The organism is Paenibacillus lautus NBRC 15380 (assembly GCF_004000945.1).
Taxonomy (GTDB): Bacteria; Bacillota; Bacilli; order Paenibacillales; family Paenibacillaceae; genus Paenibacillus_AQ; species Paenibacillus_AQ lautus.
The window spans coordinates 168660-185395 of record NZ_BIMF01000006.1 but is presented as its reverse complement, the minus strand read 5'-3'; the positions used below and the strand labels follow the sequence as shown (position 1 = coordinate 185395).

At 51.9% G+C, this 16736-nt stretch carries 18 protein-coding genes; 12 read left to right on the top strand and 6 right to left on the bottom strand.

What is annotated here, in order from left to right; all coding sequences use genetic code 11:
• Positions 1-259 precede the first annotated feature (259 nt).
• The 7 genes from PLA01S_RS13665 to PLA01S_RS13635 all read left to right on the top strand — a co-directional run bounded on the left by PLA01S_RS13665 (position 260) and on the right by PLA01S_RS13635 (position 5130).
• Complete coding sequence (locus tag PLA01S_RS13665) at positions 260-1006, top strand: class I SAM-dependent methyltransferase (RefSeq protein WP_127592689.1); 747 nt, start codon at positions 260-262, stop codon at positions 1004-1006.
• A gap of 88 nt (positions 1007-1094) precedes the next feature.
• Entirely contained in the window at positions 1095-2042 is a 948-nt protein-coding gene (locus tag PLA01S_RS13660) for a helix-turn-helix transcriptional regulator (RefSeq protein ID WP_127592688.1), read from the top strand.
• A gap of 62 nt (positions 2043-2104) precedes the next feature.
• Entirely contained in the window at positions 2105-2650 is a 546-nt protein-coding gene (locus tag PLA01S_RS13655; RefSeq protein WP_127592687.1) for a DinB family protein, read from the top strand.
• An 11-nt stretch (positions 2651-2661) separates the two neighbouring features.
• Complete coding sequence (locus PLA01S_RS13650) at positions 2662-3153, top strand: EVE domain-containing protein (protein WP_371860416.1); 492 nt, start codon at positions 2662-2664, stop codon at positions 3151-3153.
• A gap of 101 nt (positions 3154-3254) precedes the next feature.
• Entirely contained in the window at positions 3255-3755 is a 501-nt protein-coding gene (locus PLA01S_RS13645; protein WP_127592686.1) for a cupin domain-containing protein, read from the top strand.
• 68 nt (positions 3756-3823) lie between these two features.
• Positions 3824-4003: a hypothetical protein gene (locus PLA01S_RS13640; protein WP_174819214.1), complete on the top strand. Its 180-nt coding sequence runs from the start codon at positions 3824-3826 to the stop codon at positions 4001-4003.
• A gap of 110 nt (positions 4004-4113) precedes the next feature.
• A complete protein-coding gene (locus PLA01S_RS13635) occupies positions 4114-5130 on the top strand; it encodes an SDR family oxidoreductase (protein WP_127592685.1) in 1017 nt (338 codons plus the stop codon).
• 98 nt (positions 5131-5228) lie between these two features.
• Here the strand turns inward: PLA01S_RS13635 and PLA01S_RS13630 are convergent, their stop codons facing one another.
• The 5 genes from PLA01S_RS13630 to PLA01S_RS13610 form a co-directional block, all read right to left on the bottom strand.
• The gene (locus tag PLA01S_RS13630) at positions 5229-5771 is read right to left on the bottom strand and encodes an ABC transporter permease subunit (protein ID WP_246059486.1); all 543 of its coding nucleotides are present in this window, start codon (positions 5769-5771) and stop codon (positions 5229-5231) included.
• A 29-nt stretch (positions 5772-5800) separates the two neighbouring features.
• A complete protein-coding gene (locus PLA01S_RS13625; RefSeq protein WP_246059484.1) occupies positions 5801-6016 on the bottom strand; it encodes a hypothetical protein in 216 nt (71 codons plus the stop codon).
• Positions 6017-6277: 261 nt separating this feature from the next.
• Positions 6278-7555, bottom strand: a complete 1278-nt coding sequence (locus PLA01S_RS13620; protein ID WP_127592683.1) for a polysaccharide deacetylase family protein — start codon at positions 7553-7555, stop codon at positions 6278-6280.
• 38 nt (positions 7556-7593) lie between these two features.
• Entirely contained in the window at positions 7594-8334 is a 741-nt protein-coding gene (locus PLA01S_RS13615; protein ID WP_100541212.1) for a hypothetical protein, read from the bottom strand.
• Positions 8335-8557: 223 nt separating this feature from the next.
• Positions 8558-9544 carry a glycerophosphodiester phosphodiesterase family protein gene (locus PLA01S_RS13610; RefSeq protein ID WP_127592682.1) on the bottom strand — a complete coding sequence of 329 codons (987 nt, stop codon included), beginning with the start codon at positions 9542-9544 and terminating at the stop codon, positions 8558-8560.
• 201 nt (positions 9545-9745) lie between these two features.
• Between PLA01S_RS13610 and PLA01S_RS13605 the strand changes: the two genes are divergently transcribed.
• The 3 genes from PLA01S_RS13605 to PLA01S_RS13600 are packed head-to-tail and all read left to right on the top strand — an operon-like array spanning position 9746 to position 12254.
• Positions 9746-10444: an FHA domain-containing protein gene (locus PLA01S_RS13605; RefSeq protein WP_127592801.1), complete on the top strand. Its 699-nt coding sequence runs from the start codon at positions 9746-9748 to the stop codon at positions 10442-10444.
• A gap of 32 nt (positions 10445-10476) precedes the next feature.
• Entirely contained in the window at positions 10477-10629 is a 153-nt protein-coding gene (locus tag PLA01S_RS31960; protein ID WP_164817418.1) for a hypothetical protein, read from the top strand.
• Positions 10626-12254, top strand: coding sequence for a glycoside hydrolase family 9 protein (locus PLA01S_RS13600; protein WP_127592681.1), 1629 nt, complete (start codon positions 10626-10628; stop codon positions 12252-12254). The genes PLA01S_RS31960 and PLA01S_RS13600 overlap by 4 nt, the downstream gene beginning before the upstream one ends.
• A gap of 77 nt (positions 12255-12331) precedes the next feature.
• Here the strand turns inward: PLA01S_RS13600 and PLA01S_RS13595 are convergent, their stop codons facing one another.
• Positions 12332-12790, bottom strand: coding sequence for a hypothetical protein (locus PLA01S_RS13595; protein WP_127592680.1), 459 nt, complete (start codon positions 12788-12790; stop codon positions 12332-12334).
• A 360-nt stretch (positions 12791-13150) separates the two neighbouring features.
• On the opposite strand from PLA01S_RS13595, the gene PLA01S_RS13590 reads away from it, so the two are divergent.
• Complete coding sequence (locus PLA01S_RS13590) at positions 13151-14584, top strand: PTS mannitol transporter subunit IIBC (protein ID WP_127592679.1); 1434 nt, start codon at positions 13151-13153, stop codon at positions 14582-14584.
• Positions 14585-14658: 74 nt separating this feature from the next.
• On the top strand, positions 14659-16728 hold the full coding sequence (locus PLA01S_RS13585) for a BglG family transcription antiterminator (RefSeq protein ID WP_127592678.1): 2070 nt from the start codon (positions 14659-14661) through the stop codon (positions 16726-16728).
• Positions 16729-16736 lie beyond the last annotated feature (8 nt).

Genomic DNA, 16736 nt, shown 5'->3' with positions numbered 1-16736 from the left:
CCTCGGCAGAGTCAGCTTATTCTATCCAATCACGAACCAAAGTAAAGTCCGCTTAGTCTGTAACCAGATGAAGTCGGACTTTTTGTTGCTAGTGGAGGATGACATGAAGAGGCGAGAAACTTGCCCAGCAACAAAAGCTGGCTAATAAGCGAGTGTTGCTATAAAATGGAGTTGAAAATGAAATCAGATTTCATCTAGTGAAACCATGATCGTTGTTGTCTGGATTTCGCTTATAACTTGGATGGGAGCGTGGTTTAGGATGAACAGCAAGGAACGGTTTTCGAATCGCGTCGATTCGTACACGAAGTATCGCCCGAGTTATCCGCAAGAGGTCATGGATTATTTGTACGATACGGTAGGATTGGACGGCGAGATTGCCGATATGGGCGCCGGGACGGGGATATTCACGAAGCTGCTGCTGAAGCGGGGGAGCCGTGTTACGGCCGTGGAGCCCAATCAGGCGATGCGGGAAGCCGAATCGGACCTTGGAGGCAAGCCCGGCTTTCGAATGGTCTCGGGTTCAGCCGAAGCGACGGGACTGCCTGATCAATCGGTGGATCATATCGTGAGCGCCCAGGCTTTTCATTGGTTTGACCGTGACGCCGCCCAATCGGAGTTCCGGCGGATCCTGAGACCGGGCGGGAAGGTTGCCCTGATATGGAATTCCAGGCTCACACAGGGAACGCCGTTCCTGGAAGCGTATGAGCAGCTGCTCCTAACCTATGGTACCGATTATAAAGAAGTGGATCAGAAGAACATTGCGCACGAAACGCTGGCTGCTTTTTTCCGGGCAGGGGACATGAAGGAGGCAAAATTCTTCAATCGGCAGACGTTTGATTATGAGGGGTTATGCGGCCGTTTGCACTCGTCCTCTTACGCTCCGCTGCCGGGGCATCCGAGCTACGATCCGATGATGAACGAACTGCGCACCATATTTGAACGGAATGAGCAGGATGGCTGCGTGTTTTTTGATTACGAGACGAAGGTGTACTGGGGAAAGGTTTAAGCCACACCTTCTATTCTGGCAGAACTTCCGCCGGAACGGAAACGAACTAGACTACAGGCTTTCATCATGGAACGGGAGGTGCAGCGGCATGAACAAAACAGATCGGATGCTGGCTATCGTGCTTGAGCTGCAGCAGCGTAAGGTTGTGCGGGCTGAAGATTTGGCATCCATATTCGAGACGAGCGTCCGGACCATCTACCGGGATATTCAGGCCCTGAGCGAAGCGGGTGTACCCGTGATGGGAGCTCCCGGGCAAGGATACTCGTTAATGGCGGGGTATTTTCTGCCGCCGGTTATGTTCACGGCGGAGGAAGCGGTGGCACTGCTCATCGGAACGGATTTCATCGAACAACGCTTTGACGCAGGATATGGTTTGAAAGCTCAGGCTTCCCGCAAAAAGATAGAGTCTATTCTGCCGGAGCCTGTCCGTGCAGATGCTACCAGGGTTCGGAAGACCATGCGGCTGATTACTCCCGGTAACAAGGCAACTTCAGGGGAAGAGAAGGATTATGTTGGAATGGTTCGCCGAGCCATACTGGAAGAGCGTAAGGTAGAATTCCATTATGTGAAGAAAATGCCCGATTCCAAAGGCGACCGAAAGAGCTTTCGGTCGGCAGCTCCTTATGGGCTGGCATTTCTTCAAGGTTCATGGACATTAGTTGCCTGGTGTGACCTCCGGCAAGGCATTCGTCATTTTCGGCTGTCCCGCATGAAGGAACTAAGGGTCCTTGAGGAGCGTTTTGAGATGCCGCCGCATTTTAACTTGGAGGACTATCGACCTCCAGATGACCGTAACCTGCGGGTTCGGATTCTGGTAAATCCCCAGATATCGGATCGAGTTAAGGAAGCAGGCAATTATTACATGGAGACAGTGGAAGAATGCGAGGACGGGCTGCTTGTGAGCTTTCGCGTTCGCCGGCCGGAGGAGATCATGCAGTGGGTGCTCGGCTGGGGATCGAATGTCGTTGTCCTTGAGCCGGAATCCTTCCGTGACCGGATCCGCAACGAAGCGGAAAATATGTTAAAACGCTACTGACATGACGTTGTCAGTAGCGTTTTTATATATTGGGTGCAAAGACGATTAAGGGAGTGGTTGATATGAATACAACGGACGTATTACAGCGGTTTGAAGAGACGGTGCAGGTTTATCTGCAGGAGCTGGATGGCTTCAGCATGGAGGAGCTAAAGTACAGACAGGCAGCGGACGAGTGGTCAATCGGGCAAATGTATCAGCACTTGATTCAATCTGCGCTATCCATGCATCTGCGAAATATTGAGTTATGTTTAAACCCGACCGGAGATGCACCCGCCTCTCCAACGGGAAAAACGGAACAAGGTATGGCGATATTCGAACAGGGCAGTTTCCCACCCATCCGCATTCAGGTTCCGCCGTCTCCTCAATATACGCCGGAGCAGCCTGCTACCAAAGAGCAGTTGATGCACGATTTGGATACCGTCATCCAACGAATGAGACAAACCGAGCCGAAGCTTGGTGAAGCATCCCTGCAGCATACCGTCCCCCATCCGAGGTTCGGAGGATTGCATGCCCAAGAGTGGTTTTTGCTCATCGAGATGCACTACCGTCATCATTTTCGGCAGCTGAATCGGTTAAAACAGACTTTAGAGCAGCAGCGTGTAGGATGAGACGTCAGGACATGGACTATCAAGATATGCTTGATCGATTAGAAGAGCGGACCCGTTATTGGATTGGAGTGGTATCCGAATCCCATGTGAAATTGGGGGTGGAAGGGGGATTTGCCCAGCTATGTCACGGTAAATCGGCACCACTGCGGCGTATGCGCGAAGGTGATTGGCTGATCTATTATTCCCCGCGCACCAATTTGAAGTCTGGAGAGGCACTCCAGGCTTTTACTGCCATGGGCCAGGTTGTGAATGATCATGTCTACGAATATCACATGACGGCATCATTTGTCCCCTTCCGCCGGGATATCCGGTATGTTCCCAGTCAGGAAGTAAAAATAGCCCGTCTATTGGACCGGCTTAGCTTCACGCGAGGGAATCGAAATTGGGGATATGCCTTTCGTTATGGGCATTTTGAGATCAAACGAGGGGATTTTCTGGTGATTGCGGAGGCTATGCTGGGCGGCTCGGACATTATACAACAAAGATCGGTCAAAGCGCTTTGACCTTCTTTCATAATACTATTTTTGAACACTCGGTTTGAAAACGGCTCGCCCCGGGTACTGGTACTACGAGTGCATCAATGAGTTGAAAGGAGCGGATAACTGTGGAGGTACATGTCAGATCATTTTTCGTGAGAGATGATGGAGAGGTTCCCAATAATCCCGATCTGCCAGTCATTGTATACAATGGTGTATTCGCAGATGACCCGGGCGGCTTGGAGGCTGCCTTCAACCGGCATCACTGGAGCGGAAGCTGGGCAGGCGGCGTATACGATTACCATCATTATCACAGCAACACGCACGAGGTCCTGGGTGTACGGTCCGGAAGCGCGACCGTTCTTGTGGGCGGCGATGCAGGAGAACGGCTGGAGCTTGCCACCGGTGATGTGATTGTTTTGCCGGCAGGTACTGCCCATATGAAGCTCACCAGCACCCCTGACTTTGAAGTGATCGGCGCCTATCCCGAAGGGAATACGCCGAATATGAGGGAGCGGAACCCGACGGATCGGGCGCAGGCGATCAACGAAATCCGAAGCGTGCCAGTTCCGGATACGGACCCTGTCTTCGGGGAGGAAGGGCCGCTTCTGCATAAATGGGCGAAATAACATAAGGATAGCGATTAGAAGAAACTCAAGAGGCTCATTGTCTGTAACAACAGATGGGGGGCCTCTTTTTGTCGGCGTATGTACAGAAGCCTAAGGGGCTGTATTCCATGGCAGGGAGTATCCGGGAAACCGTAACGCCGATCATCCATCAACTGGTGTCCGAAGGCATATTGCGTAAAGAGGGAACCCGTAAACCGTATTTAATTCATATGAGCCGCCTACAGGCTGCCTTATCCGCCGGCAAGTAATATCAAGGATTCATCCTCCGTCAATTGTCATGGAACTGCACTCATGCTATCGTTAAGTTTGGAAGAACCAAGGCAATGTCTTCTCAATCATGCTAGTGGAGGTGCAGGTTATGAAAGCGCTGTTTATTGGAGGAACGGGAACGATCAGCTCGGCGATTACGAGGAAATTGCTTGAACAGGGGTGCGAGCTTTACCTGTTGAATCGGGGAAATCGAAATGACGTTCTGCCGGAAGGTGCACATATTTTGCAAGCCGATATCCATGACGAGGATCGTGTAGCACAGCTGATTCAGGATCTTGAATTTGATGTGGTGGCTGATTTCATTGCCTTTGAACCGGCCGATCTGGAAAGAGATTACCGTCTGTTTGCGGACAAAACCAAGCAATTCATCTTTATCAGCTCCGCTTCCGCCTATCAGACGCCACTATCCGATTATCGCATTACGGAAGGCACGCCTTTATCCAATCCATACTGGGCCTATTCCAGGAATAAAATCGCTTGCGAAGACTATCTGATGAAGCAGTATCGGGAACATGGCTTCCCGGTAACCATCGTAAGGCCTAGCCATACGTATGATGAGCGGTCCATTCCACTCGGCGTGCACGGCAGCCAAGGAAGCTGGCAGGTCGTGAAGCGGATGCTGGAGAATAAACCCGTCCTCATTCATGGGGATGGAACGTCGCTGTGGACGTTGACGCACAACACGGATTTTGCAAAAGGCTTCATTGGTCTAATGGGCAATATCCATGCCATTGGGGAGTCGGTGCAGATCACATCGGATGAGTCACTAACCTGGAATCAAATCTACCAAATCATTGCGGATGCCCTAGGCGTACAGATGAACGCGGTCCATGTGTCTTCCGAGTTCCTGGATGCCACGAGCACACAGGACTTCCGCGGCTCGTTATTGGGAGACAAAGCGAATACCGTTGTGTTCGATAACAGCAAGCTGAAACGGCTGGTTCCCGATTTCGTGGCAACCACTCGCGCCGATCAAGGAATCAAGCAGACGGTGGGCTATATATTAGCGCATCCGGAGCATCAGAGGGAAGACGAAGAGTTTGATCTATGGTGCGATAAGGTCGTTTCGGCATTGGAGCAGGCGAAGTCCATCATTACGGGGTAAGTGAATAACAGAATACTAGCAGAATTGCAGAATAAATATAGAGAGGGCACCCAATTAGGGTGCCCTTCTTGTCTTTCAGTACAAATACATAGGCTGGATTACAGCGGCAGATCACGTTTTCGAAATAACACGACGGCCAAACCGAATGCGATGAGGCCGATGGCGGCTAACACGAGGGAGGTTACCGTGAAATCCCCCGTCCCGTTTACGATATCACCAGGCTGATAGAGAGAGAAGAGGGTAAGGTTGCGCATCCATTCGATCTTCTCGCTGAATTTACTGATCACATCCAGACTGAAGAACCCAAACGTAATCAACCCGGAAATGCTTCGTGCCTTCTTCTCGTCATTACACAGCGAGGACACGAGAAAACAGATGCTGGAGATGGCAAAAAAGGGAAGGAACGCCGCTACGTTCATCTGGATGAATCGGGCGGTATTAAATTCGTAGGAATCCCCCAGCAGCCAAGCGCTTCCGGCGAATCCGGCCAACGTTGTGACAGCCAGGATAAGGAAGAGCCCGCTCGTCATAACCATGGCTTGCGTGAGGGCCACTTTCCCTCTTGCCGTCGGGGCGGACAGCAAATAGGCCATCGAGCCCTGATCGACCAATTTGGCCATAAGCTGGGTCGTCAGCTGCACGCAGACGATAGCTAGGATAAGAACCAGAATTAATCCGTAATATTCCCCGGAGATAAAGCGGGCTTGAGATAGGTGGCAATGGTACCATTATCGTTGGTCATATGCTCTTCAATGAACGCTGCTGTCACGTCAGGATTCTCCTTGCTGTGGATGATAGAGTAGGCTATGAAGACGATGCCGGTTAGAGCTAGAACGGCGATGATAGCAAGAATGGCTTTCTTGCGGGCAGAAATCCAGGTTGTCATAGGTTCACCTCGAACATACTTATTCTACGCTACGTTCCTAAAGCCTTTAAGAAGGCCGGGGGACGAATAATTATAGCTTCTCGGACCATCGTTTGTTTATCCAAAAAAAGGCCGTACCCGATGTTTACAGAACAACGGGTACGGCCCTTTCTTAAACTTCAGAGGCTAACCATTCTTATCTCGCAAGAAAAACTTCCGCTAGATGCGGTCTGTCTGCTGAGGAAGTTCGCCGATAGACGTTTTCCTTAAGGTATAGGTAGGCTATTGCAAACTGACGATAGTGAGCCCCTGATCCTGCAGGTGCTTAATAATCTTCGGCAAGGCGTCCACAACAGCCTGCGATTCATGCAGGAGTATGATGGAGCCGGAAGCCTCGATATGCTGGACATAATCGAGGATTTTATCCTCGTCGCGGGTCAGCCAATCCTCGGGGTCCCGGTTCCAGAGCACCATTTTACTGCCTTGCTGCCGGCTTAACGCCTCGGTCCGATCGTCAAAGGCCCCGTAGGGCGGGCGGAAGAGTACCAGCTTCTCGTCGGTAATATGCTCGATGAGGTTGGCCGCGCGGGTCAACTCTGCCTGCTGCTGTTCATAGGTAAGGCTTGGCATCTGGCTATGGGTCATGGAATGACTGCCGACGGAGTATCCGTTCGCATGGATGGCCCTGACATAGTCGGGATGCTTTTTCACGTTGGTGCCAACGAAGAAGAACGTTCCGCCAACCTTGTGTTTTTTTAAGACATTCATGATATCGATGGAGTGCTTGGATGGCCCATCATCGAAAGTAAGGGCTACATAGCCTTTGGGAAGGCCGAACGAGATGAAATCCTCCAGCTCCAGCTGCTGAATGGAGGCAGAGGGGTTGATATCCTTCGGTTTGCTCTCCGCTTCTTCCGCCTTTAAGGCTGCCACGGGTTTCGCGATGAGGGCGCTCCGGTTCTCGGCAAGCAATTGGATGACGGTCTCTGCTTCCGCAGTGGCCGTTACTGCAGGGTGAGGACGTATGTCACCGGGATATGAGTAGTTAAATGAACTTAATAATACAACAAAAATCAAGCTCATCATGACGGCGCTTACCAGCTTAAGCGGAAGATGGCGCCGTTTCCTTGCGAAACGAGAGGCCTTTATGTGCTCTTCGGCTTGCATCTCCTCGGGCTGATCCGCTTTGGATCGATGCGTGGACAGGAAGGGCAGCGTGTGCAAGTCATCTTCATGTCGGATCTTCTTGATGGACTCTAATTGATTCCTGAAATGAACGGAGCAGGCAAATGAAAACCGCTCACTATGATCACGATATGTACGTGTAATGGAACCTATGTACTGCTGTTTGTTTGCATCCCATGCGGTATGCAAGGATAATCGGTATTTATGAACCCCGTCGAACTCCGACACGGCTGTTATATTCGCTATGGTTTCGTTATCGGTTAACCATAATAGCTCCGCCGATTCTATAAGGGATAGGTTGATTCGTAGACCGAATGCTTCGGTATCCCTCTGGATCGCCAGCAGCTCTATGATTTTGCCATAGGATTCTGACATGATGGCCCCCCTTTCTCTAGCTGTTCATGCGGGTATGATTATTCCGATGGTGTATTGGAAGCCGTGGTTTTCGGTGAGAAGGAGAAGGACATCTTCTCGGTAAAATCATTGATGGTCTGCATCAGCTTGGCTTTATCATCCAGAATGTTCTGGTATTGCTCCGCGTACTTCTGGTTGGCAATCTCCAGCTCCCGGACCTTCTCTTCAAGGGAGTTGATCTTGAGCATGCTCTGATATTGCGTATTGTTAGACTCCTCATAGAGCTTGTTGTACTTGGCGGTCTCGGTTTCCAACTGGTTGGAGAGCTTCTCATACGCCAGGTTCGACGTTAGCTGGTATTCCTTGTAATCCTCCAGCAGCTGGTCGTAAGTCATCTGTTTGTTAGTCAGCACGTTCTCGAGTTCGCGGATTTCCTTGTTTTTCTCCTGAACCAGCTGATCTCTCTTGATCTGCTCATGCTTATACCGGTTGATCGTTTCGTTCGCGGTAAAGAGCTGATCCTCCAGGCCTCTATTTTTATAGGTCAGCAGTTGCCGTTCCTTCAGCATGTTCTCGATCGAAACAATGACATCGAGGCCGATCTTGTCCTGGTTATCCTTGGAGAATAGCTGTTTGTTTCCTTCTGCAGCGGGCAGTTCAGGCTCCGCGGAATAAGCCGCCTCTTCTTCTGCCGCTACGGCAATATCCTCTTGTTCGGTACTGTTCTTCTCGGGCTGGTTCTGATTCGAGCGGGCACTCTTAAACCACGCCATTCCTTTTTTCTCTGTTTCCCTGGCCAAAATATCAACTCCTATATATTCAATGATTCTAGTATGTAATTAGGCTAAAAGACCCCTATTAATAGTAATCGGTAAAAACGTCCCAAAAACTTTGCCCTTCACCCCGTGAAAATAAAAAAAGCCCCGCAGCGGGGCAGGAGCTTTTTAATGGGCTAATTTTCCGGTTTATGCGGGTTTGCAACTCGCTCATATTCATGAATTGAAACGAACATGATGCTTCAACTCATTCATTCTTCTTCAAGGTCAGCTCCGGGGCGATCACGTCGACCCGATTCGTCCAAATCCCGCCGCTGTAGTCTTCCGGCAGTCGCTCCAAATCCGCTGCGGAGTCAAAGCCTTCCGACCAGCCGCCGTCCCCGGCGACGAGGATGACGCGTGTATTGATGCTGTCCATCCGGTTCAGGAATTTATCCGGCCATCCCCACAAGTAACGGGCGTATTTTTCCGGTATATGCAGCTGGGTGTTTCGGCAAACCGATGGAAGGTAGCCGCTCCAGCCGGCTCCGGCGTAGGATACGAGACAGCTCTTCAGCGTACCCATCGACATGACGCGCAGGGAGGGAAGCTGCGATTTTAATGCACGTATCGGCTCATCGTCTCCGTAAACGGTCAGCTGGCTGAGACGCTTCACCGGCAGTCCGGAGAGATACTCTGCCAGGAGTTTTCCCTCTTCGGGGTCAGTGCTTTTGATATGGATCAGGAATGAGCCGTCAGGGAATGCCTCTAATACCTCGTCTAACGACGGAATCAGCCCGAATCCCTTTCCCCGAAAAGGATAAGTTGCTCCCTGATCGGCCGTGTAGCCATACCCGATGTCTATGTTTTTTAGCTGCTCCATGGTATAATCCTTGACCGAGCCCTCCACGTTGGTGCGGCATTCCAGGGTCCAATCATGGAACACGGCGAACTGGCCGTCCTTGGTTGGTTTGATGTCCAGTTCCACGATATCGGCGCCTGCTTCGAATGCGGCTTCCATGGACGGAATGGTATTCTCCAGGTAAGCATGCTCCGGCACATAGATGCGGGAGGCGGTGCAAGTGTCAGCTTGAATGCCTTCCATCGAGAAGGTCTGGCCAAGCCCGCGGTGCGCCAGCAGCAGTGGCTGGGCGTCACGGTCTTTGGTGAACAGGGATGTATTATTTACAAACAGAAATACAAACAGCACAAGAGCAAACAGTATGATCTTCTTCCATCTTTTTAGTTTTCGCATGATCCAATCCCCCAAAATCGTATACAATATGCAGTAGTAGATTATATTTATCTCTATCTCTAATTAAGTTCTCTATTTAAATCCTTCTTTCCTAAATCTTAGTGATTTTGGGCGCATACTCAATAGCTGAACCATAACAATTGCATAATAGCGAACTGATAAACACAATGAGCAGTTATAATAAGAACGGGAGGGAGCATGATGGACAAATCCTCCTTTTTGATGGTGGAGCGGGGGAACCCCTATGAGCGTGGAGACGTCATAGCTTTGACCAAACCCATAACGGTGCTTGGCCGCAAGGGCCAACACTTTGATCCGGATATCGCGTTTGATAACATTTTTGTATCCCGGCGGCATGCAGCGCTGCTGTATCGAAACGGGAAGTTCAGCATCAAGGATCTGAACAGCAAGCATGGTACCTTCGTCAATCAGAAACGGCTGGATCCCCATGATGAAATTCCCCTTCAGCATGGAGATACCATTGTACTCGCTGGAGATCTGATCGTGTTGTCCTTCTCCATCCTCAGCATGGATGAGACGATGGACATTACCCCGCTGATCAAGCAGCTGGCGGCGGTTGAGGCCTCCGGCGGGCTTAGGCTGAATCCTTTCAAGCAGGAGCTGCTATACGGCGAGGATGTGTATACTTTTTCGGAAAAAGAGTACAAATGCATAGAGCTGCTGGTTCACCACCAGGGGCAGTTCGTGTCCAAGGATCAGCTTAAGGTATACATTTGGCCCGAGCGAAGCTGCGGAACGGATGAAGTGCCCGATGTCAGCTCCGAGGAGCTGAATGCGCTGATCTATCGGGTGCGTAAGAAGACGCGAGGCATTCTGGACATTGAAAGCATCCGGGGAAAGGGTTATATTTTGCAAACACAAGCGGATGGACAAACGTGATCGCAAGTACACGATGAACTCAAGATGAAAACATGAGAGACAAGCTCTTCCTCACCGGCAGGAAGGGCTTGCTTTCATTCCAGTTCTATTTATCAGCGGATAAGAGGGAAATGACCATAGCTATCGAAGTTGTAAAGCATGGAAATTTCGAATCGACAATCGGAAGGGATGAGCAGAGGAGATGAACAAGGAGCACGTACAGCAAAACGGCATTGCCGTTAACCAGTTGGGTTATCGGAGCCGGGACGCTAAGATTGCCGTTATTGCCGGTCAGGGCGGTCGGTTTCACGTCGTCGATTCGCTGAATGGCGAGGTGGTTTGGCAGGGGCAAACCTCTCCGGCCATCGAGGATGCTGCCAGCGGGCAGACCGTAAGCCGGGGCGATTTCACCGCATGGGCAATGCCCGGCACTTATCGGATCGAGACGGAGAATGGGCAAGCGTCGGTTCCTTTTGTCATAGCCGAGGAGGTATACGAGGATGCGCACCGTGCATTATTGAAAGCGTTTTATTATTTCCGCTGCGGGACGATACTTGATGAGCTGCATGCCGGACCCTGGCAGCACGGAGCATGTCATCTTACGCCTGCCATCGTCCATGGAGACGAATCGCCGCAGGTGGATGCCTGGGGAGGATGGCATGATGCCGGCGACTATGGCAAGTATGTCGTGCCTGGTGCCAAAGCGGTAGCCGACCTGCTGCTGGCTTTCGAGTTTTACCCGGAGGCGTTTGCTCAGCCGCTGCCACTGCCGGAAAGCGACAGCTGCATGCCGGACGTGCTTCATGAATGCCGGTATGAGCTGGAATGGATGCAGCGCATGCAGGATGAGGCATCGGGAGGCGTGTTCCATAAACTCACGACCTTGCGGTTTCCGGCGGGAGACGTGATGCCGGAGGACGATACGGCCCCGCTGTACCTGTCGCCAATCTCCGCAACGGCAACCGGTTGTTTTGCCGGAGCCATGGCGATGTCGGCGCGGGTATATTCTCACTATGATGAAACCTTCGCCGCGAGCTGTCTGAGAGCAGCGGAGCGCGCTTGGGCATGGCTGGAGGAACATCCGGACGCGCCGGGCTTCCGCAATCCGGCTGATATCGCTACAGGTGAGTACGGTGACGCCCAGGATGCGGATGAACGGTACTGGGCCGCGGCAGAGTTATACCGTACAACGGGGGAGGCGAGGTATCATGAGGCTTTTCAAGCTTTAGCCAAGCAGGACTCCTTCGAAAAATACGAATTGGGATGGGCGGACATGGGCGGCTATGGAACCTTCGCCTATTTGATGTCGGAGCGGGAAGAAGAGCCGGAGCTCGCGAAAGAACTGATGACGGGCCTGCTTCAGCGTGCGGATGAGCTTGCCGCTGTCAGTGCTCGGGACGGTTATGGGATCTCGCTGCTGCCGGATCAATATATTTGGGGCAGCAATATGGTGGTATTGAATCATGCAATGCTCCTGCTGGTGGCGGGAAGACTGTCTGGCTCTGAAGACTATGAGCGTCATGTGCACGAGCACATACACTATGTGTTCGGGGCTAACGTGGTGGGGATGAGCTACGTAACAGGGTATGGGGCTAAGCCAATCCTGCACCCGCATCATCGTCCTTCCGAAGGCGATGGCGTGGAAGATCCAGTCCCGGGTCTACTCTCTGGCGGACCGAACAAGGGACTTCATGATGATTACGCGCGTGAGCAGTTGGCCGGCAAGGCGTCCGCAGCCTCCTTTGCCGATGTGATGGAGAGCTATTCTACCAACGAGGTAGCCATCTATTGGAATTCGCCGGCTGTGTTCGTGTTATCTCATTTTGTGTAGAAGCATAAAGCATGCTAAAGAAAAAGAAACGCCGAGAGACTCTCGACGCTTCTTTTTTTGTATCTACCCGTTCAAGGCTAGCGTCTTGATCGCCCCTTCACCAGCGGATGAAGCACCGTGGCCACCATGCCTGAGACGATGCCGACCACCGTACCTGTCACCATGCTGCTGATAAAGGCAAAGGCTCTGGTCAGAAAGCTGTTAGCTGCTGCCGGTAGATCAGCCAGGTTGCCGCCTAGGGCCGGCGGCGTTTCGAATGCCATATTCCACAATAGCTGATGGGTAATGCCCAAGAACAATCCATAGACTGCGCCGATGGCCATTAAGGGGACAAAAGGATGTTTAACGCTATGCCGCTTCTCGAGTACATAAAGAATCCAGATGATCGGGGGAATAAAGACAAGCAGCCGGTTGATGAACCCATGGGGATCGACCCATTGCAAATCATGGGCAATCACGCGGGGCATACCGAGCAAAGCCAACAGAATGATAGTAAACATCGATAGGCCGATGTGATTTCTTGCTGGTGTGTTCATTTTGCGGGAAAACCTCCATCGTTGAAAGTTCGGATTCACGCTGTTATCCGTTATGAGGTTCAGTTTACCGAAGGAATGTTGTGAACTTATGACGGGGATGTACGCAATCCGTGAAATTACGTGGCTTAGGCGTGAAAGCTTGGAAAATACAGAATCAAGGGAAGCGAATGAAACCGCGGTGCAGCGGTATTTTCAAAAAAACGACATGATCCTTTTAAAAGTTGTCAACAATATTCTTGACGAAACCCGCTTTTCCTTTCGTTGAGCCTTTTGCCGGGCTGACTTAACATAGAGATGTCAGATGATAGCGACACAACAACATTCCGATTTATTTTCAAATATGACTAGGAGGTCTATACGATGTCCAACGAGACAAATACAAACGCTTCCAAAGGCATTCGCGTAAGGGTACAGCAGCTCGGCCGTCTCCTTAGCGGTATGGTGATGCCGAATATCGGCGCGTTTATTGCTTGGGGGCTGATTACGGCTCTGTTCATCCCGACCGGCTGGTTCCCGAATGAGAATCTGGGCGCGCTGGTTGATCCGATGATCAAGTACCTGCTCCCGCTCTTGATCGGTTACACGGGCGGACAGATGATCCACGGCAAACGCGGTGCGGTTATTGGCGCGGTTGCCACGGTCGGGGTTATCGTCGGAGCGGAGATTCCGATGTTCCTCGGGGCCATGATTGTCGGTCCGCTGGCTGCATGGGTATTGAAGCAGTTCGATAAGCTGATTGAAGGCAAAATCAAATCCGGCTTCGAAATGCTGGTGAATAACTTCTCGCTCGGCATTATTGGCGGCGCGCTGACATTGGTGGCGTACACCGGAATCGGGCCGCTTGTACAGGGCATTACCCAAGCGCTGTCTGCCGGTGTTGACGTATTGGTCAATGCCAACCTGCTTCCGCTGGTCAACATTATCGTTGAGCCTGCGAAAGTATTGTTCCTCAACAATGCGATCAACCACGGGATCTTCAGTCCGATCGCCACAGAGGAATCAGCACGTATCGGCCAATCGGTTCTGTATATGCTGGAATCGAATCCCGGTCCGGGGCTGGGCATTCTTCTTGCCTATTGGTTCTTCGGACGCGGATCTGCCAAGTCTTCCGCGCCGGGGGCGGTTGTCATTCACTTCCTGGGCGGTATTCATGAGATTTACTTCCCGTATATTCTGATGAAGCCGGTTCTGATCCTGGCTGCTATTGCAGGCGGTGTTGCCGGAACCTTTACCTTCCAGATTCTTGGAGCCGGATTGGTGGGTCCTGCGTCGCCGGGCAGTATCCTTGCTTACTTCGCCATGGCGCCTAAAGGCGGCCTGATTTCGGTCCTGGCTGGTGTTCTTGTTGCAACGGTTGTCTCCTTTGCTGTAGCGGCATTGCTGCTCAGAACAGGCAAACAGACCGAAGAAGAGCCGAATTTGGAAGAAGCATCCGCCAAGATGAGAGAAATGAAAACCGGCGGCATGAACGACCAAGTCGCCCCTGCTTCGGCGGCTGTAGCTAATCTGGACAAAGAGAATGTGAATAAAATCGTGTTTGCTTGCGATGCCGGCATGGGCTCCAGCGCGATGGGCGCCTCGGTATTACGAAAGAAACTGCAGCAAGCGGGCGTCGACATTACGGTTGTGAACTCGGCGGTAAGCGAAATACCGGATGACGCGGATATCGTCATTACCCAGAAGACACTCACCGAGCGGGCCATCGCGAAGAATCCGAATGCGGAGCATATCTCCATCGACAACTTCTTGAAGAGTCCGAGATATGATGAGCTGGTGGAACGACTCAAAGACTAACATAAGCCTAAAACCATATGACACGCTGGCGTAGTAACGCCGGCGTTGTCTTTCATTTCATGAAGAAGGGGGCCATGCGTCTGGGACACATCACTGCCCGCCAGCGACAAATCCTTCTGCTCCTGATGAGCAGGAACGAGGGCATGACGGCTGCAGAAATAGCCGATGAGGTCGGGGTCAGCGTCAGGACGGTTCACCGGGAAATGGAGGAGATCGAGAAGGGACTGCAGGGTACGGGCGTTCTGCTTCATAAAAAGTCGGGAACGGGCATCCGGCTGGAAGAGGAAACGCCAGAGGACATGGCTCATCTGCGAAAGCGACTGCTCGCAGGGAAGCCGGCCGATTATTCCGTGGAAGAGCGCAAAATCCTCATGCTGTGCGCCCTGCTTGAGGCGAATGAACCCATCAAATTGTTTGCTTTGGCCCACAGTTTAAAGGTAACCGTGCCGACCATCAGTAACGACCTGGATGAACTGGAGCCATGGATGAAGCGGTTTAACCTTAACCTTATTCGCCGCAGAGGCTATGGTATCGAGATTGAAGGTTCGGAAGGTGTAAGGCGATCGGCGATTTGTCGGCTTGTCGAGGAATATCTGGATTATTCCGATCTGGTCGGGGATGGATATCGTGATCAAAGCCAGCCGGTGACCGCTCGTCTGCTCTCCATGATTGATAAACCGGTGCTGCTGGATGTAGAGAAATGTTTATGGGATATGAACTGGGATTGGACGGAGGGGCTTAGCGAAGGTGCTTATACCGCGATGCTCATAGCGTTATCGGTTTCCGTAAACAGGATCAAGCAGGGTCGGAGCATAGAGACAACGGATATTGCGGGATATGGCAAATCCTCCGCTTCAGTGGAGGAGGCAAAGGCTTTCGCGAGTCGCCTTGGCCAAACCTTGAAGATTGATTTTCACGATCCTGAAATGAAATATATCGCTCATTTGTTCGAATCTGCGAAGGACATGTCCGAGGTCAGCGAACTAGCTCACACGGATGTGGAGATGGTGGAGATCGCCCAACGTCTTATCGAACGGGTTCAGGGGCGCACCGGCATTCCGTATCAGGAGGACCGTACGCTGCGGGCAGGTCTGGTGGAACACATCGGGGCTGCCATGAAACGGATTCGGGAAGGGACCCGGATCCGGAATCCCTTGCTGAGCCCGATTCGGAAGGATTATGAGGAGCTGTTCGGAATCGTCCGTCGTTCGGTTGACGAGCTGAAGCTGGGTTTGACCATCCCGGATGAAGAAATCGGGTTTCTGGTTATGCACTTCGGTGCTTCCAGCGAACGGCTGAACCAACTGGGGCACCATTTGAAGGCCATTCTGGTATGTTCCAGCGGCCTTAGCTCCTCAAGGCTTCTCGGGACACGACTGAATAAGGAGATGCCGCAGATTGAGGTGCTCGGCAACGTCTCGTGGTATGAAGCGGCCCGGATACCGAAGGAGCAATATGATCTCATTATATCGACCATTGATCTTCCGCTGCCGAAGGATCGGTATGTGAGATTAAGTCCGCTGCTCACGGCGGATGATAAAGAGGCACTGCTGCAATTCATCCAGAGCACATCCTTAGAACCGGCCGGAGGCATGGCTGCCGATAAGCGAATCGAGGAAGAACGTAAGGTCGCATCATTCGAGCGTCTACGCATGCAGGCTGCCCTGATGAACGAGATCGTAACGCTTTTGGGTGGCTTCCATGTGTACCACCTGGATAATCGGCAGGATGATTTGCAGGGCACATTGAACGAAGCCTTGGCTAAGGTGGTTGAACGCGGGGCTGTCCGTGATGCGGAGAAGGTGAAGGAGCGTTTGCTTGAGCGCGAACGGATGGGCACCCAGCTCATTCCGGATACGACGCTGGCCTTGTTCCATACGCGCAGCCGCTATATTACCTGGCCGTCTCTAACCTTGTTCCGGCTGGCGCACCGAGCGCCGCTGGAGGACGGGGCGGAGGCGGGTGTCATTCTGCTGATGCTGGCACCGAAGCAGCTTCCGAAGGAGAGCTTGGAGGTGCTCAGTGAAATCAGCGCCATGCTGCTTCACTCCGAGCTGATTGAGCTCATGGAGCGGGGCAGCGAGGAAGAAATCCGATCCTATTTGGCGGAAGAGCTTCAGCATTTTTTCAATCACAGACCATAGAAAGAGGG

Excerpts from the sequence above, each read along its gene's own strand:
- PLA01S_RS13665 (WP_127592689.1), top strand. The coding sequence starts at position 260 with ATGAACAGCAAGGAACGGTTTTCGAATCGCGTCGATTCGTACACGAAG.
- PLA01S_RS13660 (WP_127592688.1), top strand. The coding sequence starts at position 1,095 with ATGAACAAAACAGATCGGATGCTGGCTATCGTGCTTGAGCTGCAGCAG.
- PLA01S_RS13655 (WP_127592687.1), top strand. The coding sequence starts at position 2,105 with ATGAATACAACGGACGTATTACAGCGGTTTGAAGAGACGGTGCAGGTT.
- PLA01S_RS13650 (WP_371860416.1), top strand. The coding sequence starts at position 2,662 with ATGGACTATCAAGATATGCTTGATCGATTAGAAGAGCGGACCCGTTAT.
- PLA01S_RS13635 (WP_127592685.1), top strand. The coding sequence starts at position 4,114 with ATGAAAGCGCTGTTTATTGGAGGAACGGGAACGATCAGCTCGGCGATT.
- PLA01S_RS13625 (WP_246059484.1), bottom strand. The coding sequence starts at position 6,016 with ATGACAACCTGGATTTCTGCCCGCAAGAAAGCCATTCTTGCTATCATC.
- PLA01S_RS13620 (WP_127592683.1), bottom strand. The coding sequence starts at position 7,555 with ATGTCAGAATCCTATGGCAAAATCATAGAGCTGCTGGCGATCCAGAGG.
- PLA01S_RS13610 (WP_127592682.1), bottom strand. The coding sequence starts at position 9,544 with ATGCGAAAACTAAAAAGATGGAAGAAGATCATACTGTTTGCTCTTGTG.
- PLA01S_RS13605 (WP_127592801.1), top strand. The coding sequence starts at position 9,746 with ATGGACAAATCCTCCTTTTTGATGGTGGAGCGGGGGAACCCCTATGAG.
- PLA01S_RS31960 (WP_164817418.1), top strand. The coding sequence starts at position 10,477 with ATGAGAGACAAGCTCTTCCTCACCGGCAGGAAGGGCTTGCTTTCATTC.
- PLA01S_RS13600 (WP_127592681.1), top strand. The coding sequence starts at position 10,626 with ATGAACAAGGAGCACGTACAGCAAAACGGCATTGCCGTTAACCAGTTG.
- PLA01S_RS13595 (WP_127592680.1), bottom strand. The coding sequence starts at position 12,790 with ATGAACACACCAGCAAGAAATCACATCGGCCTATCGATGTTTACTATC.
- PLA01S_RS13590 (WP_127592679.1), top strand. The coding sequence starts at position 13,151 with ATGTCCAACGAGACAAATACAAACGCTTCCAAAGGCATTCGCGTAAGG.
- PLA01S_RS13585 (WP_127592678.1), top strand. The coding sequence starts at position 14,659 with ATGCGTCTGGGACACATCACTGCCCGCCAGCGACAAATCCTTCTGCTC.